The sequence below is a fragment of the Mesorhizobium calcicola genome, assembly GCF_042682105.1.
In the GTDB taxonomy this organism is placed as follows: Bacteria; Pseudomonadota; Alphaproteobacteria; order Rhizobiales; family Rhizobiaceae; genus Mesorhizobium; species Mesorhizobium calcicola.
Genome location: NZ_JBHUGY010000074.1, coordinates 1 through 17,712 on the forward strand (window position 1 = coordinate 1; position 17,712 = coordinate 17,712).

Annotated in this window: 16 protein-coding genes and 2 pseudogenes; 9 read left to right on the forward strand and 9 right to left on the reverse strand. The window is 61.7% G+C overall.

Annotated elements, in window-relative coordinates; genetic code table 11:
- Positions 1-232: 232 nt before the first annotated feature.
- Positions 233-598 (forward strand): hypothetical protein, encoded by a 366-nt coding sequence (locus ACFSQT_RS36135; protein ID WP_379025482.1) that lies wholly within the window; start codon positions 233-235, stop codon positions 596-598.
- 255 nt (positions 599-853) lie between these two features.
- On the opposite strand, the gene ACFSQT_RS36140 is transcribed toward ACFSQT_RS36135, so the two are convergent.
- The 4 genes and pseudogenes from ACFSQT_RS36140 to ACFSQT_RS36155 form a co-directional block, all read right to left on the reverse strand.
- A complete protein-coding gene (locus ACFSQT_RS36140) occupies positions 854-1,036 on the reverse strand; it encodes a hypothetical protein (RefSeq protein ID WP_379025484.1) in 183 nt (60 codons plus the stop codon).
- Between the two features lie 204 nt (positions 1,037-1,240).
- Positions 1,241-1,357, reverse strand: a pseudogene (locus tag ACFSQT_RS36145) (Arm DNA-binding domain-containing protein); the annotation flags it as partial.
- Positions 1,358-1,649: 292 nt separating this feature from the next.
- Complete coding sequence (gene guaA, locus ACFSQT_RS36150) at positions 1,650-3,212, reverse strand: glutamine-hydrolyzing GMP synthase (RefSeq protein ID WP_379026811.1); 1,563 nt, start codon at positions 3,210-3,212, stop codon at positions 1,650-1,652.
- Between the two features lie 42 nt (positions 3,213-3,254).
- Positions 3,255-3,770, reverse strand: coding sequence for a MarR family winged helix-turn-helix transcriptional regulator (locus tag ACFSQT_RS36155; RefSeq protein WP_379026812.1), 516 nt, complete (start codon positions 3,768-3,770; stop codon positions 3,255-3,257).
- A 78-nt stretch (positions 3,771-3,848) separates the two neighbouring features.
- Between ACFSQT_RS36155 and ACFSQT_RS36160 the strand changes: the two genes are divergently transcribed.
- Complete coding sequence (locus tag ACFSQT_RS36160) at positions 3,849-4,166, forward strand: hypothetical protein (protein ID WP_379026813.1); 318 nt, start codon at positions 3,849-3,851, stop codon at positions 4,164-4,166.
- Between the two features lie 2 nt (positions 4,167-4,168).
- Here ACFSQT_RS36160 and ACFSQT_RS36165 read toward each other — a convergent pair whose 3' ends face one another.
- From ACFSQT_RS36165 to ACFSQT_RS36175, 3 genes are all read right to left on the reverse strand, one after another.
- A complete protein-coding gene (locus ACFSQT_RS36165; protein WP_379026814.1) occupies positions 4,169-4,816 on the reverse strand; it encodes a 5'-methylthioadenosine/S-adenosylhomocysteine nucleosidase in 648 nt (215 codons plus the stop codon).
- 4 nt (positions 4,817-4,820) lie between these two features.
- The gene (locus ACFSQT_RS36170; protein ID WP_013530371.1) at positions 4,821-5,279 is read right to left on the reverse strand and encodes a PaaI family thioesterase; all 459 of its coding nucleotides are present in this window, start codon (positions 5,277-5,279) and stop codon (positions 4,821-4,823) included.
- 139 nt (positions 5,280-5,418) lie between these two features.
- Positions 5,419-6,708, reverse strand: coding sequence for an RsmB/NOP family class I SAM-dependent RNA methyltransferase (locus ACFSQT_RS36175; RefSeq protein WP_379026815.1), 1,290 nt, complete (start codon positions 6,706-6,708; stop codon positions 5,419-5,421).
- Between the two features lie 321 nt (positions 6,709-7,029).
- Here ACFSQT_RS36175 and ACFSQT_RS36180 point away from each other — a divergent pair, with 321 nt between their 5' ends.
- From ACFSQT_RS36180 to ACFSQT_RS36195, 4 genes and pseudogenes are all read left to right on the forward strand, one after another.
- Positions 7,030-7,707, forward strand: coding sequence for an MIP family channel protein (locus ACFSQT_RS36180; RefSeq protein WP_379026816.1), 678 nt, complete (start codon positions 7,030-7,032; stop codon positions 7,705-7,707).
- A 277-nt stretch (positions 7,708-7,984) separates the two neighbouring features.
- Positions 7,985-8,224 (forward strand): annotated as a pseudogene (locus ACFSQT_RS36185) (2Fe-2S iron-sulfur cluster-binding protein); the annotation flags it as partial.
- A 57-nt stretch (positions 8,225-8,281) separates the two neighbouring features.
- Positions 8,282-9,367, forward strand: coding sequence for an adenylate/guanylate cyclase domain-containing protein (locus ACFSQT_RS36190; RefSeq protein ID WP_379026918.1), 1,086 nt, complete (start codon positions 8,282-8,284; stop codon positions 9,365-9,367).
- 257 nt (positions 9,368-9,624) lie between these two features.
- The gene (locus ACFSQT_RS36195) at positions 9,625-10,692 is read left to right on the forward strand and encodes a cyclic nucleotide-gated potassium channel (RefSeq protein ID WP_379026817.1); all 1,068 of its coding nucleotides are present in this window, start codon (positions 9,625-9,627) and stop codon (positions 10,690-10,692) included.
- Between the two features lie 338 nt (positions 10,693-11,030).
- Here the strand turns inward: ACFSQT_RS36195 and ACFSQT_RS36200 are convergent, their stop codons facing one another.
- A complete protein-coding gene (locus ACFSQT_RS36200; RefSeq protein WP_379026818.1) occupies positions 11,031-11,336 on the reverse strand; it encodes a hypothetical protein in 306 nt (101 codons plus the stop codon).
- Positions 11,337-11,629: 293 nt separating this feature from the next.
- Here ACFSQT_RS36200 and ACFSQT_RS36205 point away from each other — a divergent pair, with 293 nt between their 5' ends.
- The 3 genes from ACFSQT_RS36205 (at position 11,630) to ACFSQT_RS36215 (ending at position 15,472) form a co-directional block, all read left to right on the forward strand.
- Positions 11,630-12,835, forward strand: coding sequence for a M14 family metallopeptidase (locus ACFSQT_RS36205; RefSeq protein ID WP_379026819.1), 1,206 nt, complete (start codon positions 11,630-11,632; stop codon positions 12,833-12,835).
- A gap of 93 nt (positions 12,836-12,928) precedes the next feature.
- Entirely contained in the window at positions 12,929-13,309 is a 381-nt protein-coding gene (locus ACFSQT_RS36210) for an MIP/aquaporin family protein (protein WP_379026820.1), read from the forward strand.
- 390 nt (positions 13,310-13,699) lie between these two features.
- Positions 13,700-15,472, forward strand: coding sequence for an adenylate/guanylate cyclase domain-containing protein (locus ACFSQT_RS36215; protein ID WP_379026821.1), 1,773 nt, complete (start codon positions 13,700-13,702; stop codon positions 15,470-15,472).
- 143 nt (positions 15,473-15,615) lie between these two features.
- Here ACFSQT_RS36215 and ACFSQT_RS36220 read toward each other — a convergent pair whose 3' ends face one another.
- The gene (locus tag ACFSQT_RS36220; protein WP_379026822.1) at positions 15,616-17,388 is read right to left on the reverse strand and encodes an AMP-binding protein; all 1,773 of its coding nucleotides are present in this window, start codon (positions 17,386-17,388) and stop codon (positions 15,616-15,618) included.
- Positions 17,389-17,712 lie beyond the last annotated feature (324 nt).

Sequence of the window (17,712 nt, forward strand, 5' to 3'; positions counted from 1 at the left end):
GATTCTGTCGCGCGCCGTTTAGTCAATGAAACCGGCATTACCGAAGATCAAGCCCGCGAGCTTATCGCCTTCTTGGGTGCGCATAGCTGGGCCTCGCTATTGAGGGAAGCCCGCATTATGTCAGCCCGAAAACGGTAGCGGGTCTAATCGCCGCCGGGCTTAACATCTTGATCCTGTAAAGGAACATTTTCGTCGGACGAGAATTCAGGTCAGTCAGCCAAAGGAGGCTTTCATGACCCAACGACGCGTCGACAAGGAACGGATTGAGCGCGCTGATCGCGAATCGAAATTGATGATCGAGGCTGAGCGCCTGGCGAGAGATACCAAGACGGCGCGGCTGCGAGAGCAGCGCCTTTTTGTGGAAGCATCTGCAGAGAAGCCCGCTCCGGTCAAACGTCAGCGAGGCGCCGCAAGAAGCCGGGTCGGAAAATCATCGAGGTCGAGTGACCCCCTTCCCTGGCTAGTTCGTCTGCAACTCGAACTTGACCACGACTTGCATAAGGTGGCTGCCGGTCTCGTCACGAACTTTGAACGTCAACTCTCGGTAGGGGTGACGGCATCAAAGCTCTTTAGTTCAGTCCCTTCGGTGTCTGGGTAGTCCTTGCCGGTATCAGAGAAGTCGAAGAAATAGAAGGCCATCCCCATCAATTCGCAGCCCGCTCAAAAGTTCATTGTACCGGTTTAACGAAGGCGGGTCTGTCAAATGCCCGCTGACGATGCTGTGGGCTCAAAAGTGGCCCGTAATGGGTCAATAGGTTTGGCATCGCATTTGCACTGACAGATATGGGGATGGGGTGAGGTCCAGTCGCTTCGCAAATGGGGCGGCGGGCCTTCGATGTGCAGCGAAGCCGCGCTAGCTGCCCCCTGCTTTGCTGAATACAACCGTGCCGTCGTCTTTGCGAACTTCCACCGCCACGATACCGGACTTTCGATCTGGAAAGATCGACAGCGCGTAGTCCCGTGCCGCTTTCTCGGCATCAAATGGCGTCTTCTCCACGATGCCCTTTTTCCCGTACCAAATCACCGTGTAGGCCACCGCTCCACGCTCCCTTTACAGGCGCTTTGATCTTGCTGGCCAGCAATTCAACGGGTGCGTCCAGCCCCTTGACGGCAGTGTGAAGGGCAGCAGTAGCCGCCGCCAGATGGTCTTCAGGTTTGCCATTGTCGTTCGCTAGATCGGTGCGTTGAGGCAGCGACATGAGCGAACTATGCGCCTTGTCGTGTCGTTGGTCTATGGATGGAGACGAAACGAGATCGCGCCACTGGGCATGACGCGAACATACATGCCGTCGCGATCGGCAACCTTGTAGATTTTGTCATTTGGTTTCAATGCCTTGAGGGCGGCGTCCGTCAGCATTCTCACCTCTTCCTGAAAAGTACCGTCAGCACATTTTCGAGGAGTCGTGAGAGAAAAACACTTTTGTTTTCAATAACTTAAAACAAAAAAAATACCGTCACGAACCTCATTTGCCGTGACGGTACTTTGAAAAATCGGCTCGGGCAATACTCCCTAGCTCCGTCAGATAGACCGTCAGAACCAAACTCTGCCCACCGATAGCCATCGATAGGTGTCGGAAGGATTTATTTTTGTTTTCAGTGGCTTAATTCGTACCACGACGTATTTTCGGCGGCGTTTGCGTAGGCCTGAATCATTCCCACTCGATTGTGCCCGGCGGCTTCGAGGTGACGTCGTAGACGACGCGGTTGATGCCGCGGACCTCGTTGATGATGCGGGTGGCGGCCGCACCCAGGAACGCCATGTCGTAGTGGTAGAAATCCGCCGTCATGCCGTCGACCGAGGTGACGGCGCGCAGGGCGCAGACGAACTCGTAGGTGCGGCCGTCGCCCATCACGCCGACGGTCTGCACCGGCAAAAGCACGGCGAAGGCCTGCCAGATGGCGTCGTAGAGGCCGGCCTTGCGGATCTCGTCGAGATAGATTGCGTCGGCCTCGCGCAGGATCTCCAGCTTTTCGCGGCTGATGCCACCGGGGCAGCGGATGGCGAGACCGGGACCCGGGAACGGATGCCGGCCGATGAAGCTTTCAGGCAGGCCGAGTTCCTTGCCGAGCGCCCTCACCTCGTCCTTGAACAGTTCGCGCAGCGGCTCGACCAGCTGCATGTTCATGCGCGCGGGCAGGCCGCCGACATTGTGGTGCGACTTGATCGTCACCGACGGGCCGCCGGTGAAGGAAACGCTCTCGATGACGTCGGGATAGAGCGTGCCCTGCGCCAGGAAATCGGCGCCGCCGAGCTTCTTTGCCTCTTCCTCGAACACCTCGATGAACAGCCGGCCGATGGTCTTGCGCTTCTTCTCGGGGTCCGACTCGCCTTCCAGCGCCGAGATGAACTTGTCCGAGGCATCGACCAGGATCAGCGGCAGATTGTAGTGCTGGCGGAACATCGCCACCACGCCGGCGGCCTCGTCCTTGCGCATCAGCCCATGGTCGACAAGGATGCAGGTCAGCTGGTCGCCGACCGCTTCGTGGATCAGCAGCGCGGCGACCGAGGAATCGACGCCGCCCGACAGCGCGCAGATGACCTTGCCTTTGCCGACCTGCTTGCGGATCGCCTCGACCGCGTGCTCGCGGTAGGCGCGCATCGTCCAGTCGCCCTCGATGCCGGCGATGTTGTGGACGAAATTCCTGAGCAGCCGGGCGCCATCGGGCGTATGCACCACCTCGGGGTGGAACATGATGCCGTACATCTTGCGCTCAATATTGCCGAAGATGGCGAAGGGCGAGCCTTCCGACTTGCCGAACACCTCGAACCCCTTGGGCAGGGAGATGACGCGGTCGCCATGGCTCATCCACACCTGGTGGCGCTGGCCCGGCGCCCACAGGCCCTCGAACAGCGGGCTGTCCTTCTCGATCTCGACGAAGGCGCGGCCGAATTCGCGATAGTCCGAGCTTTCGGCGACGCCACCCATCTGCACGCACATGGCCATCTGGCCATAGCAGATGCCGAGCACCGGTACGCCGGCGTCGAAGACGATCTGCGGCGCGCGCGGGCTGCCGATATCGCTGGTCGAGGCCGGACCGCCGGACAGGATGACGGCTTTCGGATTGATGCGCTTGAACGCCGCTTCGGCCGACTGGAACGGCACGATCTCGGAAAACACGCCGGCCTCGCGGATGCGGCGGGCGATGAGCTGGGTAAACTGGCTGCCGAAATCGACAATCAGGACGGTGTCGGGATGATTGGCTGTTTTCATGGCGAGCGTTTAGAGAAAGAAATGAGTCGATGCAATGGGTTGCTAGGCCCTGCCGTCACTTCGATCCCACGACTTCACCTTGGTGCCGGCGTCTTCATCCGTTGCCGCGGCCTGTCCGGCCGCAAGCGCCCGCAAAGCGCCCATCAGCGCGGTGAACCGCTCCTCGCCAATGCGACCGATATAGCGCCGCTCGATCTCCATCTTGACCCGATCGCCGTCGCGCAAGGCGTCCAGCCCCTTGCGCGTATAGCGCACCAGCTTGCCGCGGCCATCCAGCGGATCGGGCAGGCGCTCGACGACGCCTTCCGCCTCGAGGCCGTCGAGCAATTGCTGGATCGCCTGCTTGGAGATTGCCGAGCGTTCGATCAACGCCGACTGGCGCACGCCGTTCCTGGCGATGTGTCCAAGCAGCCCGGCGCGCGCTTCGGTGAACCAGCCGTAACCGGCGGCCCGCATCGCGGCGGCGAATTCGGCCTGCCAGGCACGGCTTGCCTGCCACAGCCGCCAGCCGACGTGATCGGGCAGTGTCTCGGTTTTTTCGTCAAGCTCCTTGACCATTTTATCCAAACTCCATATAGTCAAGATACTTGACGATACTTCGAGGCTCTTTCGAACTCAAGCACGTGGACAGGGACCATGACAATTCTCGACAGGAACACACTGGCCGTTATCATGATCGGCACCACGCATGTCATCGACATGGGCGGCAAGGACGCCTTCATCCACTACGAAAACGAGGACCGGGCGCATATGCTGCTGCCGGATGGCACCCTTTTCCATGGGCTTTGGACGCTGCTCGACGACGGCTACAAGGTCGAATGGAAAGATGGCCCCACCGGCTCCTGGAAACTCGATCATTCGCCGGGAGCAATCGACTATGTCGATGCGAACGGCGCCGTGCGCGGGCGCATTTCGCGCATCGATTTCGGCGATCCGGCGAGCCTGGCGGCTTGACGCTATGTGCGGTCAGGCGCGCCCAGCAAGCCATCGCCGATCGCCTGTTCCAGCAGCCCGACCGCTCCGGCCAGCTTCTCGTCGATGACGTGCAGATATTCGGTCCAGTCGCCGACGTGCCTGAGGTCCGCCGCGCCGTCGGAAATGCCGCGCAGCCCGACCAGCGGGATGTCGAACAACTGGCAGGCGCGCAGGCAAGCGAAGGTCTCCATGTCGACCATGTCGGCTGCAATCGCGTCATAGGCAGTGCCGGTGATGATCGCGCCGCCGGTCGACAGCGTCGCCTCCTTGATGTCGGGAATGCGGAACGGCAGCGGAACGGTCACCGGCACGTCGAGGAACGGCGTCGCGCCCTTCTCGAAGCCCAACGGCGAGGCGTCGATGTCGCGGTAGCTGACCGAGACGGCCTGGTAGACTTCCGTCTGCTCCAGCGTCCGGCTGCCGGCAGAACCGAGCGAGACGACGAGGTCCGGCAGGGCCTTTTGCGACTTCAGCCAGGAGAGTTCGGCGCCGAGCCTGACCCCGGCCTCGACCGGCCCGACGCCGGTCATGAAAGGTGCGAACAATCGCTTCAGGTGTGGGCCGTATTCGGCTTGCGCCGCCATGACGAAGAGGACGTCCTTGCCCCCAAGTCGCACAATGTTGCCCATTGGATCAGCCCTCTATGCCATCACGCCCGACCACCGTCATCATCGTGCCGGTCATGGTGGCGATGAGCTTGGCCTCGCCGTCGGCGGCGAAGGCATAGGCCTGGCCATCGGCGACGATGATGGTGCGGCCGGGCTTGGTCACCGAGCCGCGGAACAGGAAGCGCTCGCCCCTGCCCGGCGCCAGCAAGTTGACCTTGAACTCGATGGTCAGCACGCCGGAGTTTTCCGGCATCAGCGAGAAGGCGGCATAGCCACAGGCCGAGTCCAGCGCCGTCGAAATGACGCCGGCATGCAGGAAGCCATGCTGCTGGGTCAGTGCCGCCGAATAGGGCATCTCGATCTCGATGATGCCCGGCGTCACCAGCGTCAGTTCGGCGCCGATAGTGGCCATGGCCTTCTGGCGCGCGAAGGAGGTTCTGACGCGATCCTCATAGTCCGGGGCGGGTACGATCTTTGCTGCCATGGCCGCTGCCTTCCGTTATGCGGATAAGCTTATTGCAGAGGCATGGGCGGCAGGCAAATGCTTTTGCTGCACTGCAACATCGGCCTCGCCCGCCGGCTGGGGCAGGCATTCACCAAGGATTGGCGATGTCCAGTGGGGTTCAGGCCGACCTGCGCATGGCGCAGAAGTAGAACCCGTCAGTGCCGCTCAGTGCCGGCGACAGCGAGATGTCGCCGGCCGGACCGATCCGCGCGGCCGCCGCATGGCCGGGAAAACGGCTGTCCCAGAGCGCTCGGTGATCGAGCGGGACAAAGCCGCTGTTGCGCTCCCGGAACGCCGCGACCTGCTCGCCATTCTCCTCGTCGAACACCGAGCAGGTGATGTAGACCAGCAGGCCGCCTGGCTTGACATAGGTTTTGGCTGCCTCGAGGATCGCCGACTGCTCGGCCTTGCGGGCGTCGAGCTGCCGCTGCGTCAGCCGCCATTTGGCATCGGGGCGGCGCCGCCAGGTGCCGCTGCCGGTGCACGGCGCGTCGACCAGCACGATGTCCATGTGGCCCGCCAGCGGGGCAAGTTCGGCCGGCTTGGTGACGACCTGGACATTGCGGTTTTCCGAACGGCGGATGCGGTCGAAGATCGGCGCCAGCCGCGCCTTTTCGGCGTCGTGGGCAAAGATCTGACCACGGTTGCCCATCGCGGCCGACAGCGCCAGCGTCTTGCCGCCGGCGCCGGCGCAGAAGTCGAGCACCTGCATGCCGGCCTCGGCCCCGGCAAGGGCGGCCGCCACTTGCGAGCCCTCGTCCTGGACCTCGAACCAGCCTTTCTGGAAGGCCGGCTCGGCCTGCACGTTGGGATGCCTGCCGTCGCCATCGATCGGCGGAATGCGGATGCCCTGCGGCGCTATTGCCGCGGGTTTCGCGCCGGTTCCCGTCAGTTCGGCCAGCACCTTGTCGCGGTTGGCCTGCAGCGTGTTGACCCTGAGATCGAGCGGCGGGCGCGTCGCCAGCGCCGCACCCTCGTCGATCCAGGCCGCGCCGAAGGTTTTCTCGAAAAGCGGCGCGCACCAGTCGGGAACATCCGCCCGCACCGCGTCCGGCGCGTCGGCCAGCCGGCGCTCGGCGATTGCCTCAAGCTCGGGTGCAGTCAGCAGCGGCGGCGCGAACTTGTCGCCGTCGAGGGCCCCGTTGAGCGACTGCGCCGTCTGGCCCCATTCGAGCAGCAGCGCACCGAAGCCGATCGCGCGTGCTGTGTCGTCTCCCAAAAGCCAGCCGGCGGAACGCTTGCGGCGCAAAGCGTCATAGACGATGTTGCCGATCGCCGCGCGGTCACCGCCGCCGGCGAAGCGATGCGACAGGCCCCAATCCTTCAGCGCGTCGGCAACCGGCCGGTGACGCCGGCCGATATCCTCCAGCACTTCTATGGCTGCCGCCAGCCGTCCGCCCAGTCGCATTCGTCATTCCATCAAATCGAGCACATGATCTCCGGGCCTGCTCTTAGAGCCTTTTGGGTCCGGATTGAACCCCGCTTCCGCACCGCGACGATGAGGCTCCCAACCGAGGCCGTCGAATCCGGGCGCACAGTAAATGTCCCTGGCCGGCAACAGCAGATCGATCAATAGATGACAGATCTCTAATGTTCATAACTGGCGCGCGCAAGCACGCGATCTGGCGCAACTGCGCTGCTTTCCAAGTTTTTGCGTTGAGAATACTCTTGCCGGCATGATTCGCGGCGCGGAAAACGTGGACCGGCGGATCGCTACGAGGAGAGGGCAATGAAGACTTATCTGGCGGAAGTTCTAGGCACATTTCTGTTGGTGTTCATCGGTACGGCTTCTGTGGTGACGGGCAGCTTCGGCGGCGCGCTGCCGCTCGGCCAGGAAGGCATCGGTCTGGCGTTCGGCATCGGCCTGATCGCGGCGGCCTATGCGATCGGCCCGATCTCGGGCGCGCATCTCAATCCGGCGGTGACGCTCGGTGTCTTCCTTGCCGGCCGGCTGCCGGCCAAGGACGTCATCCCCTACTGGATCGCGCAGATCATCGGAGCCATCCTCGCCTCGCTGGCGCTGTGGATCATCGTTTCCGGCCAGACCGGCGGACACACTGGCGGCTTCGGCGCCAATGGCTGGGACGTAGCGAAATGGGGCGTCAGCTCGGCCTTCCTGTGGGAACTGATCGGCACCTTCACCTTCGTCACCGTGATCCTGGGCGTGACCGCTGAAAAGCACTCGACGGCCTTCGCCGGGCTGGTCATCGGCCTGACGCTGGCCGGCCTGCACTTCGCCATCATCCCGGTCACCGGCACGTCGCTCAACCCGGCCCGCTCGATCGGCCCGGCGCTGTTTTCCGGCGCTGCCGCGATCGGCCAGCTCTGGCTGTTCATCGTCGCCCCACTGATCGGCGGCGCGATTGCGGGCGTGGTCGCCAAGGCGCGGGTGTTCGAGAAGGATTGAGGTTGGAAGGCTGAGTACGAAAGGCGCGGGCTCTGGCCCGCGCCTGGGATGATTGGTGGATCCATTAAGATTTGCCACCCAGAACAGGCGTATCTCTTCCGTGACGCGAACGGCAACTTCGCGCCTCATAGCGGCCAATGGGGGCGAACTTGGTCCGGTCCCCGCAACGAAACCATTTCGGCTTCGTCAGTGCCCAGATTTTGCACGATTCTATGACCTCAGCCGATTGGTGCTATACTGGCAAGCCAATTAGCGCGACGGACCTGTGTTCGGTGATATGACCAAAGTAACCGCTTTACCCGACAGAGCGGATTTCGACGTGGCCGCAGATGAGACCTTGCTTGAGGCGGCTCTCAGATCGGGCGTGCCATTTGCCCACGCATGCGGCGGCAGGGCGAAATGCTCGACATGCCGCGTTTGGGTTCTCGATGGCCTTGAGGCTTGCCCGGACCGGAATCCGGACGAAACCCTGATGGCGAACCGGTTGAGATTGGCCGATGAGGTTCGGCTGGCCTGTCAGCTCAGGCCGGAAGGCGAGCTTCGCATCCGACGGCTGGTGCTAGACGAAACCGACATGATGATCACCAGCCAGCTTGGCGCTTCCGCCGCGACGCGCTGCGGCGAAGCAAAGCATGTTGCGGTCTTCTTCAGCGACATTGTGGATTTCACAGCGCTGTCGGAGCGGCTTTCGCCCTACGACGTGATGTATCTGCTCAATCGCTACTTCGCCCAGGTCGGCGACATCATCGAGCAAAATGGCGGTTTCATCGACAAACTGATCGGCGATGGGCTTATGGCAATATTCGGTATCGATGACCAGCCCGACGCTCCGCTCCGCGCCGTGAACGCCGCACTTCAGACCCTCGCCACAGTCGATCGTCTGAAGCCGTTCTTTGCCTCGATGTATGGCATCGATTTCGATATTCGTATCGGCCTCAACTATGGCGAAGCCGTCATCGGCACCTTGGGTTTTGCTGGAAACGAACGTCTCACGGCCATCGGCGACGTTGTAAATCTGGCCAGCCGTGTCGAGGCCGCCAACAAAGATGCCGGTACGCGATTGCTGATATCCGAGGCCCTCCGCGACCAGATCGCCGACAAGGTAGAAATCGGCGATTTCGTCAGGGTACGCCTTCGCGGTATCGGCGAGCGCACAAGCCTGTTCGAAATAGTCAGGCTGAAGCCCGAAATTGACGCCGAGCTGAATGCCAAGGGGCTTCGCGAAACCATCCGTCACGGCGGGAGGAGGTGGGTTCGCGCTTTTGCCGAAGACGAGCTTCAGCCCCACGAACGCCGGATTCTCGATTTTGAAGATTACGACATCGTCGTCGTTCGCGGATCCGATAGCTATTGCGCCTTCAACAATGCCTGCCCGCATCTTCATCTGCCGCTCTACGAGCGCCGAAGTTCCGCTCAGGCCGAAAAGCTGAAGCTCCCACACATGGAGAGCACGATCACCGCAGATCTTGGCTTGGTCTGCCGCTGGCATCAGAGTTGTTTCGACCTGTCTACTGGCGAAATCAGGGGGTGGGCGCGGCTGCAGCAGGATGGTACTGCGCCGGGCTATGAAGTCGCGGGTGACATTTCGAAAAACCGCGCAAAGCTGATCGTATATCCCTGCCGAAAGCAGGACGGCTTTGTGTGGATCGGGCTCGAGTGAAAACGGTCCAGTATTTCAGTTTTCCCGTCGCGATCCCATGTCGCCTTTTCTCCGAAGCTGACCTTCGCGGAACCTATTACGATTTTCCGGATCGGTCATTCTCGTGGGTTGTGGCCTGTCTGTTCACGTTCGGTCACGAAGCAATCCCGGACATCTGAGTCACCGTTGGTGAAGCACATCGCAGCGACAGCAAGCATCTTTGCGCTTGCCTTGAAGGCATCCAATTTTGCAGGGTAGTAGCGGCTCGTGGGGATAGAATGTCGGCACTGCCTTTCTTAAGAATTTACGCGCCGCTCAACGCGCTGCTGGCTGCGGCTGGGCTTGTGGCGGTGGCTACGCTCACGACACCGGACATGTCCGGACGAAGCAGACTGGCTCTGACTGCCGTGCTCGCGGTCATTTGGGGCGCCTATCTCCTGCAGCTGGCCGAGACGCTGCTCACGCGCCGGGCGGGAGACGTTCGGGACAGGCCGCCGGCAATCGCCATTGATGTGCTCGCGGTTTTGGTTCCACTCGCCGCATTTCTGCTCGTCGGCACGCCCGACCGGAGCCTCTACTGTGCTGTCTGGCTGCTGAAACCGCTGCGCGACTCGACTTTCTTCCCGCTGCTGGGCAGGGTCCTGACCAACGAAGCGCGCAACCTGATCGGCGTCACCACGGTGTTCGGCATCGTTCTGTTCGGTGTCGCGCTCGCGGCCTATGTCATCGAGCGCGACATCCAACCGGAAAAGTTCGGCAGCATTCCCCAGGCAATGTGGTGGGCGGTGGTCACGCTGTCCACCACCGGCTATGGCGACGCTATTCCGCAAAGCTTCGCCGGTCGCGTCCTTGCCGGGGTGGTCATGATGAGCGGCATCGGCATCTTCGCGCTCTGGGCTGGCATTCTTGCCACCGGCTTCTATCAAGAAGTTCGGCGTGAGGATTTCGTCCGTAATTGGCAAATGGTCACCGCCGTGCCGTTGTTTCAGAAGCTCGGTCCGGCCGCGCTAGTCGAGATCGTGCGCGCGTTAAGACCTCGCATCGTGCCGGCGGGCGCCGTGATCTGCCGCAATGGCGAGACCGGTGATCAGATGTTCTTCGTCGTGGAGGGGCGCGTCAGCGTCGCGTTGCCGAACCCGGTGGAGCTTGGCCCTGGCGCCTTCTTCGGCGAGATGGCGCTGATCAGCGGCGAACCGCGTTCGGCGACCGTCAGCGCCGCAACGGTGGTCTCACTCCTGTCGCTGCACGCGGCGGATTTCCAGATGCTGTGCAGCAGCAGCCCGGAGATCGCGGAAATCATCCGCAAGACCGCGCTCGAGCGGCGCGGCGCGGCACCTACGGCTTGACCGTACTAGGTGTGCAGTCCCGGACTGTAAGGGTGCATCATCGGTTCTGAGTCGTCAGGAGGAGGATGCGATGGCAAGGTTGCCTGCCGATGGTGGCCGGCTGGAACTACATGGTGCGGCTCTATCGGCCACGCACGGAGGTTCTGGACGGCACATGGAAGTTTCCCAGAGGCGCAGCCGGCGAACTAAGCGTCATTGCTAAAGGTCCGCTTGGGGGTCACGGGCGTCGAGCGAACAGCCGCTTGGGGTCAGGTCGCGTCATGCGACGCTCGCAACTGAAAGACCGCAATGGGTCGAAATGCGACGGTCCTGCCGCGGCGGCCGGACCCGCGACAAGGTCACCGCCTGATGCGGCGCAGGTCTACGACACGGCCATTGCGCGCGTTCAACCCGATTTCAAACAGACCGGTGGCGCGGCGTGCCCGATAGGTGAAAAGGCGCCCGCGGCAATCCACTCGCCGGATGTCCCAAAAACCACGGCTGCGCAGCAGCCTCTCGCCGTCTCGGCATGTGATCGCTCGGCCATTGTTGAGGCTGGTGCCGATATTGATGTTGATCGTGACGGCATGGGCTGGCACCGGCAGAGCCAGGGGCACGACAAGACTGAGAACGAGACCCAGGCAAGCAAACAAGGGACGAGGCATGGAACTCTCCGTGACGTTGCTTTGGTTTCCGTGGAATCAGTTCCTCGAAAAGCGTATTGTCAAGGGACTAGCTTCTAAGCAGGCCGGGGTCTGGATGGTCTTCGCCTAAGAAGCAGCCGAACGCGACCCGGGGACTTCGACGCCGACCATGACGATGTCGACACAGCTCTCCTTGTTATGCCGCACACAGCAAGCATCCTGTGCTTACGGCACAGAAATCATGCAAGCTTGCGTGTTCGGCGGCATACCCGTATTTTGAAGTCGCGGGGGATTTTCTGCAAAAAGGCCCCATCATGTCGGACAAATCTGCAAAGGGCATTGATCGCCGCGACCTTATAATGGCATCCATTGCAACGGTCGGCGCCGCGGCCGCCTTGGCGGCCAACGCCGGCTCCGCGAACGCCGAGGATTCGGCGACTTCCTCGTCCGCGCCGGCAGCGAGTGCGCCATCGGCGACGATTTATGTCGGCGATGTGATCCAGGGGAAGAAAGTCGTCAGCACGCTCGACGTCAACGACCTGGAACCCGGCAAGAAGCACCTTCTGTATTTCCAGGGCGTGGAGATGCCCACCGGACAGCATTGGTATGTGTCCGTGACCGTCGCCAAGGGAGCAAAGCCGGGCAAGCGCGGCGTGCTGGTCAGTGGCGTGCATGGCGACGAGATGAGTTCTGTGCATACGGTCCAGACCGTGCTGAACCAGCTCGACCCGGCGCAGATGTCGGGCACCGTGATGGCGGTCACGGACGTCTCCCGCCCGGCCATGGAAGGCATGCAGCGCAGATGGCCCAATTTCGGCAGGGGCACTGACTTGATCGATATGAATCGGGAATGGCCCGGGAACGAGAACGGTGTCACCGCGGCCAGCCGGCAAGCAGGGCTCCTGTTCAACCGGCTGCTCCGGCCGAACGCCGACTTCGCGATCGATTTCCATACCGGGACAACGGGATTCGATGTCGCGGCCTTCAATATTGGCGGCATGGATGTGCCCGAGATCAAGGCAATGCTGGAGCTTTACCCGGTCGGCCAGATCTTCGACAATCATGTGTATCCCAGTGTCCTGCACAACGCATTCATCGACGCCGGCATTCCGTCCTTTTGTCCGGAGATCGGCGCCGCACGTGTCCTGGACCTCGAGATGATCTCCCTGTTCGTGGAAGGCACGATGAACGTCCTCAAGCATCACGGCATCGTTGCCGGCCCGATGGGACGTACGGGCAAGGACGTGGACGTCTTTGTCGGCAACAGTGCGTTCCCGATCCTGGCTACCGCCGGCGGGCTCGTCGAGCATCTGGTGAAGCTCAACGACAAGGTCGAAGCCGGACAGAAGGTGGCCATACAGCGCGATAGCTTCGGCGAAGTGGTTGCGGAGTACGCAAGCGGCGTGGCTGGAGAGATATCGGGCCTGCGCAGCGATGCAATGTCCGAGCCCGGCAATCCCCTGGCATTTATCCTTTTCAACAAGCCGGGGCCGGAGGACGTTGGGGGCTACCCCGAGTGAGTGCACCGGTGCGAGCGAACGTCAACGATCTAGCTAGGTGTGCAGTCCCGGACCGGTGCATCATCGATTCTGAGTCGTCAGGAGGAGGATGCGATGGCAAGGTTGCCAATTGCCTACCGATGGTGGCCGGCTGGAACTACATGGTGCGGCCTTATTGGCCACGCGCGGCTGGGACGTGGCGAAATGGGGCGTCAGCTCGGCCTTCCTGTGATCGGCACCGTCACCTTCGCCACCGTGATCCTCGGCGTCACCGCTGAAAAGCACTCGACGGCCTTCGCGGGGCTCGGCCTGACGCTGGCCGGCCTTCGCCATCATCCCGGTGACCGGCACGTCGCTCAACCCGGCCCGATCGGCCCGGCGCTGTTCTCCGGCGCTGCCGCGATCGGCCAGCTCTGGCTGTTCATCGTGGCACCGTTGATCGGCGGCGCTATTGCGGGCGTGGTTGCCAAGGCGCGGGTGTTTGAGATGGATTGAGGTTTGGGAGGCTGAGTACGAAAGGCGCGGGCTCTGGCCCGCGCCTGAGATGATTGGTAGATCCATTAAGATTTGCCGCCCAAAACAGGCGTATCTCTTCCGTCACGCGAACGGCAACTTCGCGCCGATTTCGGCCTAACAGGCAAAGTTCGTCGTTGCCCTGAAGCGGACACCATCAAGCTGAGGGTCGTGATTGCGACTCTCCCCGATCCGGGAAACATTCCTTTATCCAAACCCCAATGGAAGGCACGAGACGCGACCATGAGTGGGAACGGCTCAGCCCATACCAAGACGCAATAATTTAGGTTACCTTTCTGGGACTGAGCTGTCGCGACCTATGGTCGGGTCGCATCACGTGGGAGACCTTCCTCCAATCTCAAAGCCGCATCCATGCGTCGATCGCTATTTCAGAAGTATTTCTTAGTCTTGTTCGCGGCGGCCATTTTTCCGATGGCTGCCGGTGGCATCAGCAACACGTCGTTCAGCTATGTCGACCAGCATGCGATCCTCAGTGCCCTGCTGCAGTCCGAGGCAACATCGGCGGCCGACAAAATTGAGAGCTTTCTTGACAGCATCCAGCTTTCGCTCGGCTCGACGATCCCCCCGGAAGGGTCGAATATGGCCAGCGTGAAACAGCTTCGGCTTCTTGCCGTACGAGCGATGCACCAGGTCCCGGGTATCCTCAGCATCAGTATTGTCGACGGTACTGGCGCGGAGCGGCTGCACATCTCTCGCACTGGCAAAAACAGGACAGAAAGCGGGGCGGATCGCTCAGGCGATCCCGCTGTCGTGGGCGTCAGGACGGCGAAGGTCTGGTACGGCCCAGTCATTTATCGCCCGGGTTCCGAACCCTCCGTAACCATGGCGATGGCCAGTTACGACAATTTAGTCATCGCCAACTCGGTCATCGCCGAAATCAGTCTGAAGCCTATCTGGCTCATCGTTTCCGAAATCCGCGTGGGCCGCAGCGGCCGGGGATTTGTCATCGACCAGGCCGGCCGCCTCATCGCTCACCCCGCGATCAGCAAAGTGATGCAGGGCGCCGACGAGAAAGCAGCGTTGGCCCTGCGCGAATTGCGGGATGCGATCGCTGCCGCAGGCGGCACTGCGATTGCAAGCCGCAACGCCGAGAATGAACGCGTTGTGACTGTTGGCGCGCCGGTTACCGCGGCCGGCTGGATGGTAATTGTCGAGCAGTCGCAGGCAGAGGCTTTTGCGCCTCTATACGCTTCATTGTGGCGGACCGGCGGGTTGTTGTTCCTCGCCACAGTCCTTGCGGCGGTGCTCGCATATTGGCTTGCCAGACGGATGAGCGGGCCTATCCTCCTGTTGGAGGAGGGCGCCCTCAAGATCGGTGCTGGACAGTTCGATCACCGGATCAACATCTCCACTGGAGACGAACTTGAGCGGTTGGCTGCTCGGTTCAACCAAATGGCGCAGGAACTTGCCACATCGCGGGACCGCGCGGAGCGACTGACGCGGTTGAAGCGCTTCCTTGCACCACAGGTTGCGGAACTCGTAGAGAAGGCCGGTGACGAGCGAATGCTCGCTGGACAGCGCGCAGAAGTAGTCGCTGTTTTTAGCGACTTGCGTGGCTTTACTGCATTTTCAGCGCACGCCGAGCCTGAGAACCTCATGCAGGTCCTGCGTGAGTACTATGAGGCGCTCGGCGCGATCATCACCAAGTATGAAGCAACGCTGACTAGTTTTTCGGCGGATGGATTGATGATTCTCGTCAACGCTCCGGTTCCATGTGAAGAGCCGGCGCTTCATGCCGTAAAAATGGCTGTCGACATGCAGGATTCCACACAAGAGCTCATATCTGGTTGGCGGCAGCGTGGTTATGAGATTGGCTTCGGCATGGGTCTCGCTATGGGGTGGGCAACGGTGGGTCGAATTGGCTATGAGGCCCGCGCTGACTACACTGCAATTGGCAATGTCGTGAACTTGGCATCGAGGCTGTGTTCGTCCGCTGAAGATCGACAAATCCTTATCGATTATTCCGTGGCGCGCCATTTGCCTGGCAACATGCCGATCGTTGACCTCGGTACGCGCCAGTTCAAAGGCCTCGAAGGGCACGTTCGCGTCTACAATGTTGAGAAGCAAGGAAGCGAACGACCGAATTTAGATTCTGCTGAGAATGACGCCAGGGAAAAGGGCTAGGCTCCTCTGCATCGACGTCCTCAGTCGTTCTTCCCTGCACCACAAGCGGACCTACTGCTTCCGGCTCCATTGCAGTCATTCGAGCACTGTTCATGGATGGCCTTTGGCGCAAATCACCCCAGCCGCAGGACGAAGCTGGCCCCTCAAGCCGTCTTCTGCGTCACCAGCCCCAGTTCCTCGACCATCGCCTCGCGCATCAGGAATTTCTGCGGTTTACCGGTCACCGTCATCGGCAATTCGCTGCGGAAGCGGATGTAGCGGGGGATCTTGTAGTGGGCGATCTGGCCGGCGCAGAAGGTCTTGATCTCCTGCTCGGTGGCGATCTGGCCGGGCTTAAGAACGATCCAGGCGCACAGCTCCTCGCCATATTTGGCGTCGGGGATGCCGAACACCTGCACTTCCCTGACCTTGGGATGGCGGTACAAAAATTCTTCGACCTCGCGCGGATAGACGTTCTCGCCGCCGCGGATGACCATGTCCTTGACCCGGCCGACGATGTTGCAATAGCCCTCGGCATCGATGGTGGCGAGGTCGCCGGTGTGCATCCAGCCATCGGTGTCGATCGCCTCGCGGGTCTTCTCCTCGTCGTCCCAATAGCCCTTCATCACGGAATAGCCGCGCGTGCACAGCTCGCCCGGCGCGCCGACGGCGACGATCAAGCCATCGGCATCGACCGCCTTGACCTCGACATGCGGGTGGATGCGCCCGACCGTCGAGACGCGCTTTTCCAGCGGGTCGTCGACGCCGCTCTGGAACGACACCGGGCTGGTCTCGGTCATGCCGTAGGCGATGGTCACTTCCTCCATATGCATCAGCGACACCACCTTCTTCATCACCTCGATCGGGCATGGCGAGCCGGCCATGATGCCGGTGCGCAGGCTGGTGAGATCGAAGGACGCGAAATCCGGATGGTCGAGGAGTGCTACGAACATGGTCGGCACGCCATAGAGCCCGGTGCAGCGCTCCTGCGCCACTGCCTTCAGCGTGGCGCCGGCATCGAAGCCCTCGCCCGGGAAAACCATCGTCGCGCCCTTCGACACGCAGCCCATCGTGCCCATCGACATGCCGAAGCAATGATAGAGCGGCACCGGGATGCACAGCCGGTCGTCGACGGTCAGCCTGATCGCCGAGGTGACGAAATTGCCGTTGTTGACGATGTTGTTGTGGGTCAGCGTCGCGCCCTTGGGCGCTCCCGTGGTGCCCGACGTGAACTGAATGTTGATGGCGTCGCCGGGCTTCAGCCCCTCCGAGATGCGGTCGAGGCTGTCATGCTCGTCGCGCCCGGCCATGGCCAGCACATCGCCGAAATTGAACATGCCGGGCGAGTTCTCGTCGCCCATGCGGATGACGATCTTCAGCGCAGGCAATTTCTTTGCCTTGAGCTTGCCCGGTGTCGCCGTCGCGATCTCCGGCGCCAGCGTCTCGATCATGCCGAGATAATCGGAGGTCTTGAATTTGGCCGCCGTGACCAGCGCCTTGCAGCCGACCTTGTTCAAGGCATAGTCGAGCTCGGTCAGCCGATAGGCCGGATTGATGTTGACCAGAATCAGGCCGATGCGGGCGGTGGCGAACTGCGTCACCAGCCATTCCCAGCGGTTGGGCGACCAGATGCCGACGCGATCGCCCTTTTGCAGGCCGAGCGCCAGGAAGCCGGCGGCCAGCGCGTCGACCGTGTCCGACAGTTCGCTCCAGGTGAAGCGCTTGTCCTGGTCGACGAAGACGGCGGCATCGAGCGTGGCGTATTTGCTGGCGGTGTCGGAAAACAGCGCCGGTATGGTCTTGTCGAGCAGCGGCACGCTGCGCTCGCCCGAGACATGCGCCTTGCCATCGACGGGCGCCACGAAGACAGCGCCACCGCGCGATCCACGCCCGCGCAGATTGGTGGCATTCTTCAGCTCGTCGAGATTGATCGGCATCGCTGTCTCCTCCAGGATGGGGCGAGCCTATCAGCCTGAGGGAGTGGTGAAAATCCCGTCGATGGTATGGGGCAGCGCAACGAATCCGGGTTAACGGGTTTTCTTCGGAGCCTTCGCCGGCGCGTTGGGTTGAGGAAGCATCAAACGAAAAACCCGCCTCGCGGCGGGTCAGTGGCGCGGATCAGCACCATGCCCAAATCGGTAGCATAACTGCCCTCACATGTCAATGAAAAGCTCCCGGCACAAAGGCTGCCGACACCGCCGGACCGGCCATCGTCAGGCCAATTATCAACCTGAGTTCGGAGCGCTGTGGCGGGCAGGAAG

What these genes read in the sequence shown, in the direction of transcription:
- ACFSQT_RS36135 (WP_379025482.1), top strand. Translation starts at nt 233, where the DNA reads ATGACCCAACGACGCGTCGACAAGGAACGGATTGAGCGCGCTGATCGC.
- guaA (WP_379026811.1), bottom strand. Translation starts at nt 3,212, where the DNA reads ATGAAAACAGCCAATCATCCCGACACCGTCCTGATTGTCGATTTCGGC.
- ACFSQT_RS36155 (WP_379026812.1), bottom strand. Translation starts at nt 3,770, where the DNA reads ATGGTCAAGGAGCTTGACGAAAAAACCGAGACACTGCCCGATCACGTC.
- ACFSQT_RS36160 (WP_379026813.1), top strand. Translation starts at nt 3,849, where the DNA reads ATGACAATTCTCGACAGGAACACACTGGCCGTTATCATGATCGGCACC.
- ACFSQT_RS36165 (WP_379026814.1), bottom strand. Translation starts at nt 4,816, where the DNA reads ATGGGCAACATTGTGCGACTTGGGGGCAAGGACGTCCTCTTCGTCATG.
- ACFSQT_RS36170 (WP_013530371.1), bottom strand. Translation starts at nt 5,279, where the DNA reads ATGGCAGCAAAGATCGTACCCGCCCCGGACTATGAGGATCGCGTCAGA.
- ACFSQT_RS36175 (WP_379026815.1), bottom strand. Translation starts at nt 6,708, where the DNA reads ATGCGACTGGGCGGACGGCTGGCGGCAGCCATAGAAGTGCTGGAGGAT.
- ACFSQT_RS36180 (WP_379026816.1), top strand. Translation starts at nt 7,030, where the DNA reads ATGAAGACTTATCTGGCGGAAGTTCTAGGCACATTTCTGTTGGTGTTC.
- ACFSQT_RS36190 (WP_379026918.1), top strand. Translation starts at nt 8,282, where the DNA reads ATGATGATCACCAGCCAGCTTGGCGCTTCCGCCGCGACGCGCTGCGGC.
- ACFSQT_RS36195 (WP_379026817.1), top strand. Translation starts at nt 9,625, where the DNA reads ATGTCGGCACTGCCTTTCTTAAGAATTTACGCGCCGCTCAACGCGCTG.
- ACFSQT_RS36200 (WP_379026818.1), bottom strand. Translation starts at nt 11,336, where the DNA reads ATGCCTCGTCCCTTGTTTGCTTGCCTGGGTCTCGTTCTCAGTCTTGTC.
- ACFSQT_RS36205 (WP_379026819.1), top strand. Translation starts at nt 11,630, where the DNA reads ATGTCGGACAAATCTGCAAAGGGCATTGATCGCCGCGACCTTATAATG.
- ACFSQT_RS36210 (WP_379026820.1), top strand. Translation starts at nt 12,929, where the DNA reads ATGGCAAGGTTGCCAATTGCCTACCGATGGTGGCCGGCTGGAACTACA.
- ACFSQT_RS36215 (WP_379026821.1), top strand. Translation starts at nt 13,700, where the DNA reads ATGCGTCGATCGCTATTTCAGAAGTATTTCTTAGTCTTGTTCGCGGCG.
- ACFSQT_RS36220 (WP_379026822.1), bottom strand. Translation starts at nt 17,388, where the DNA reads ATGCCGATCAATCTCGACGAGCTGAAGAATGCCACCAATCTGCGCGGG.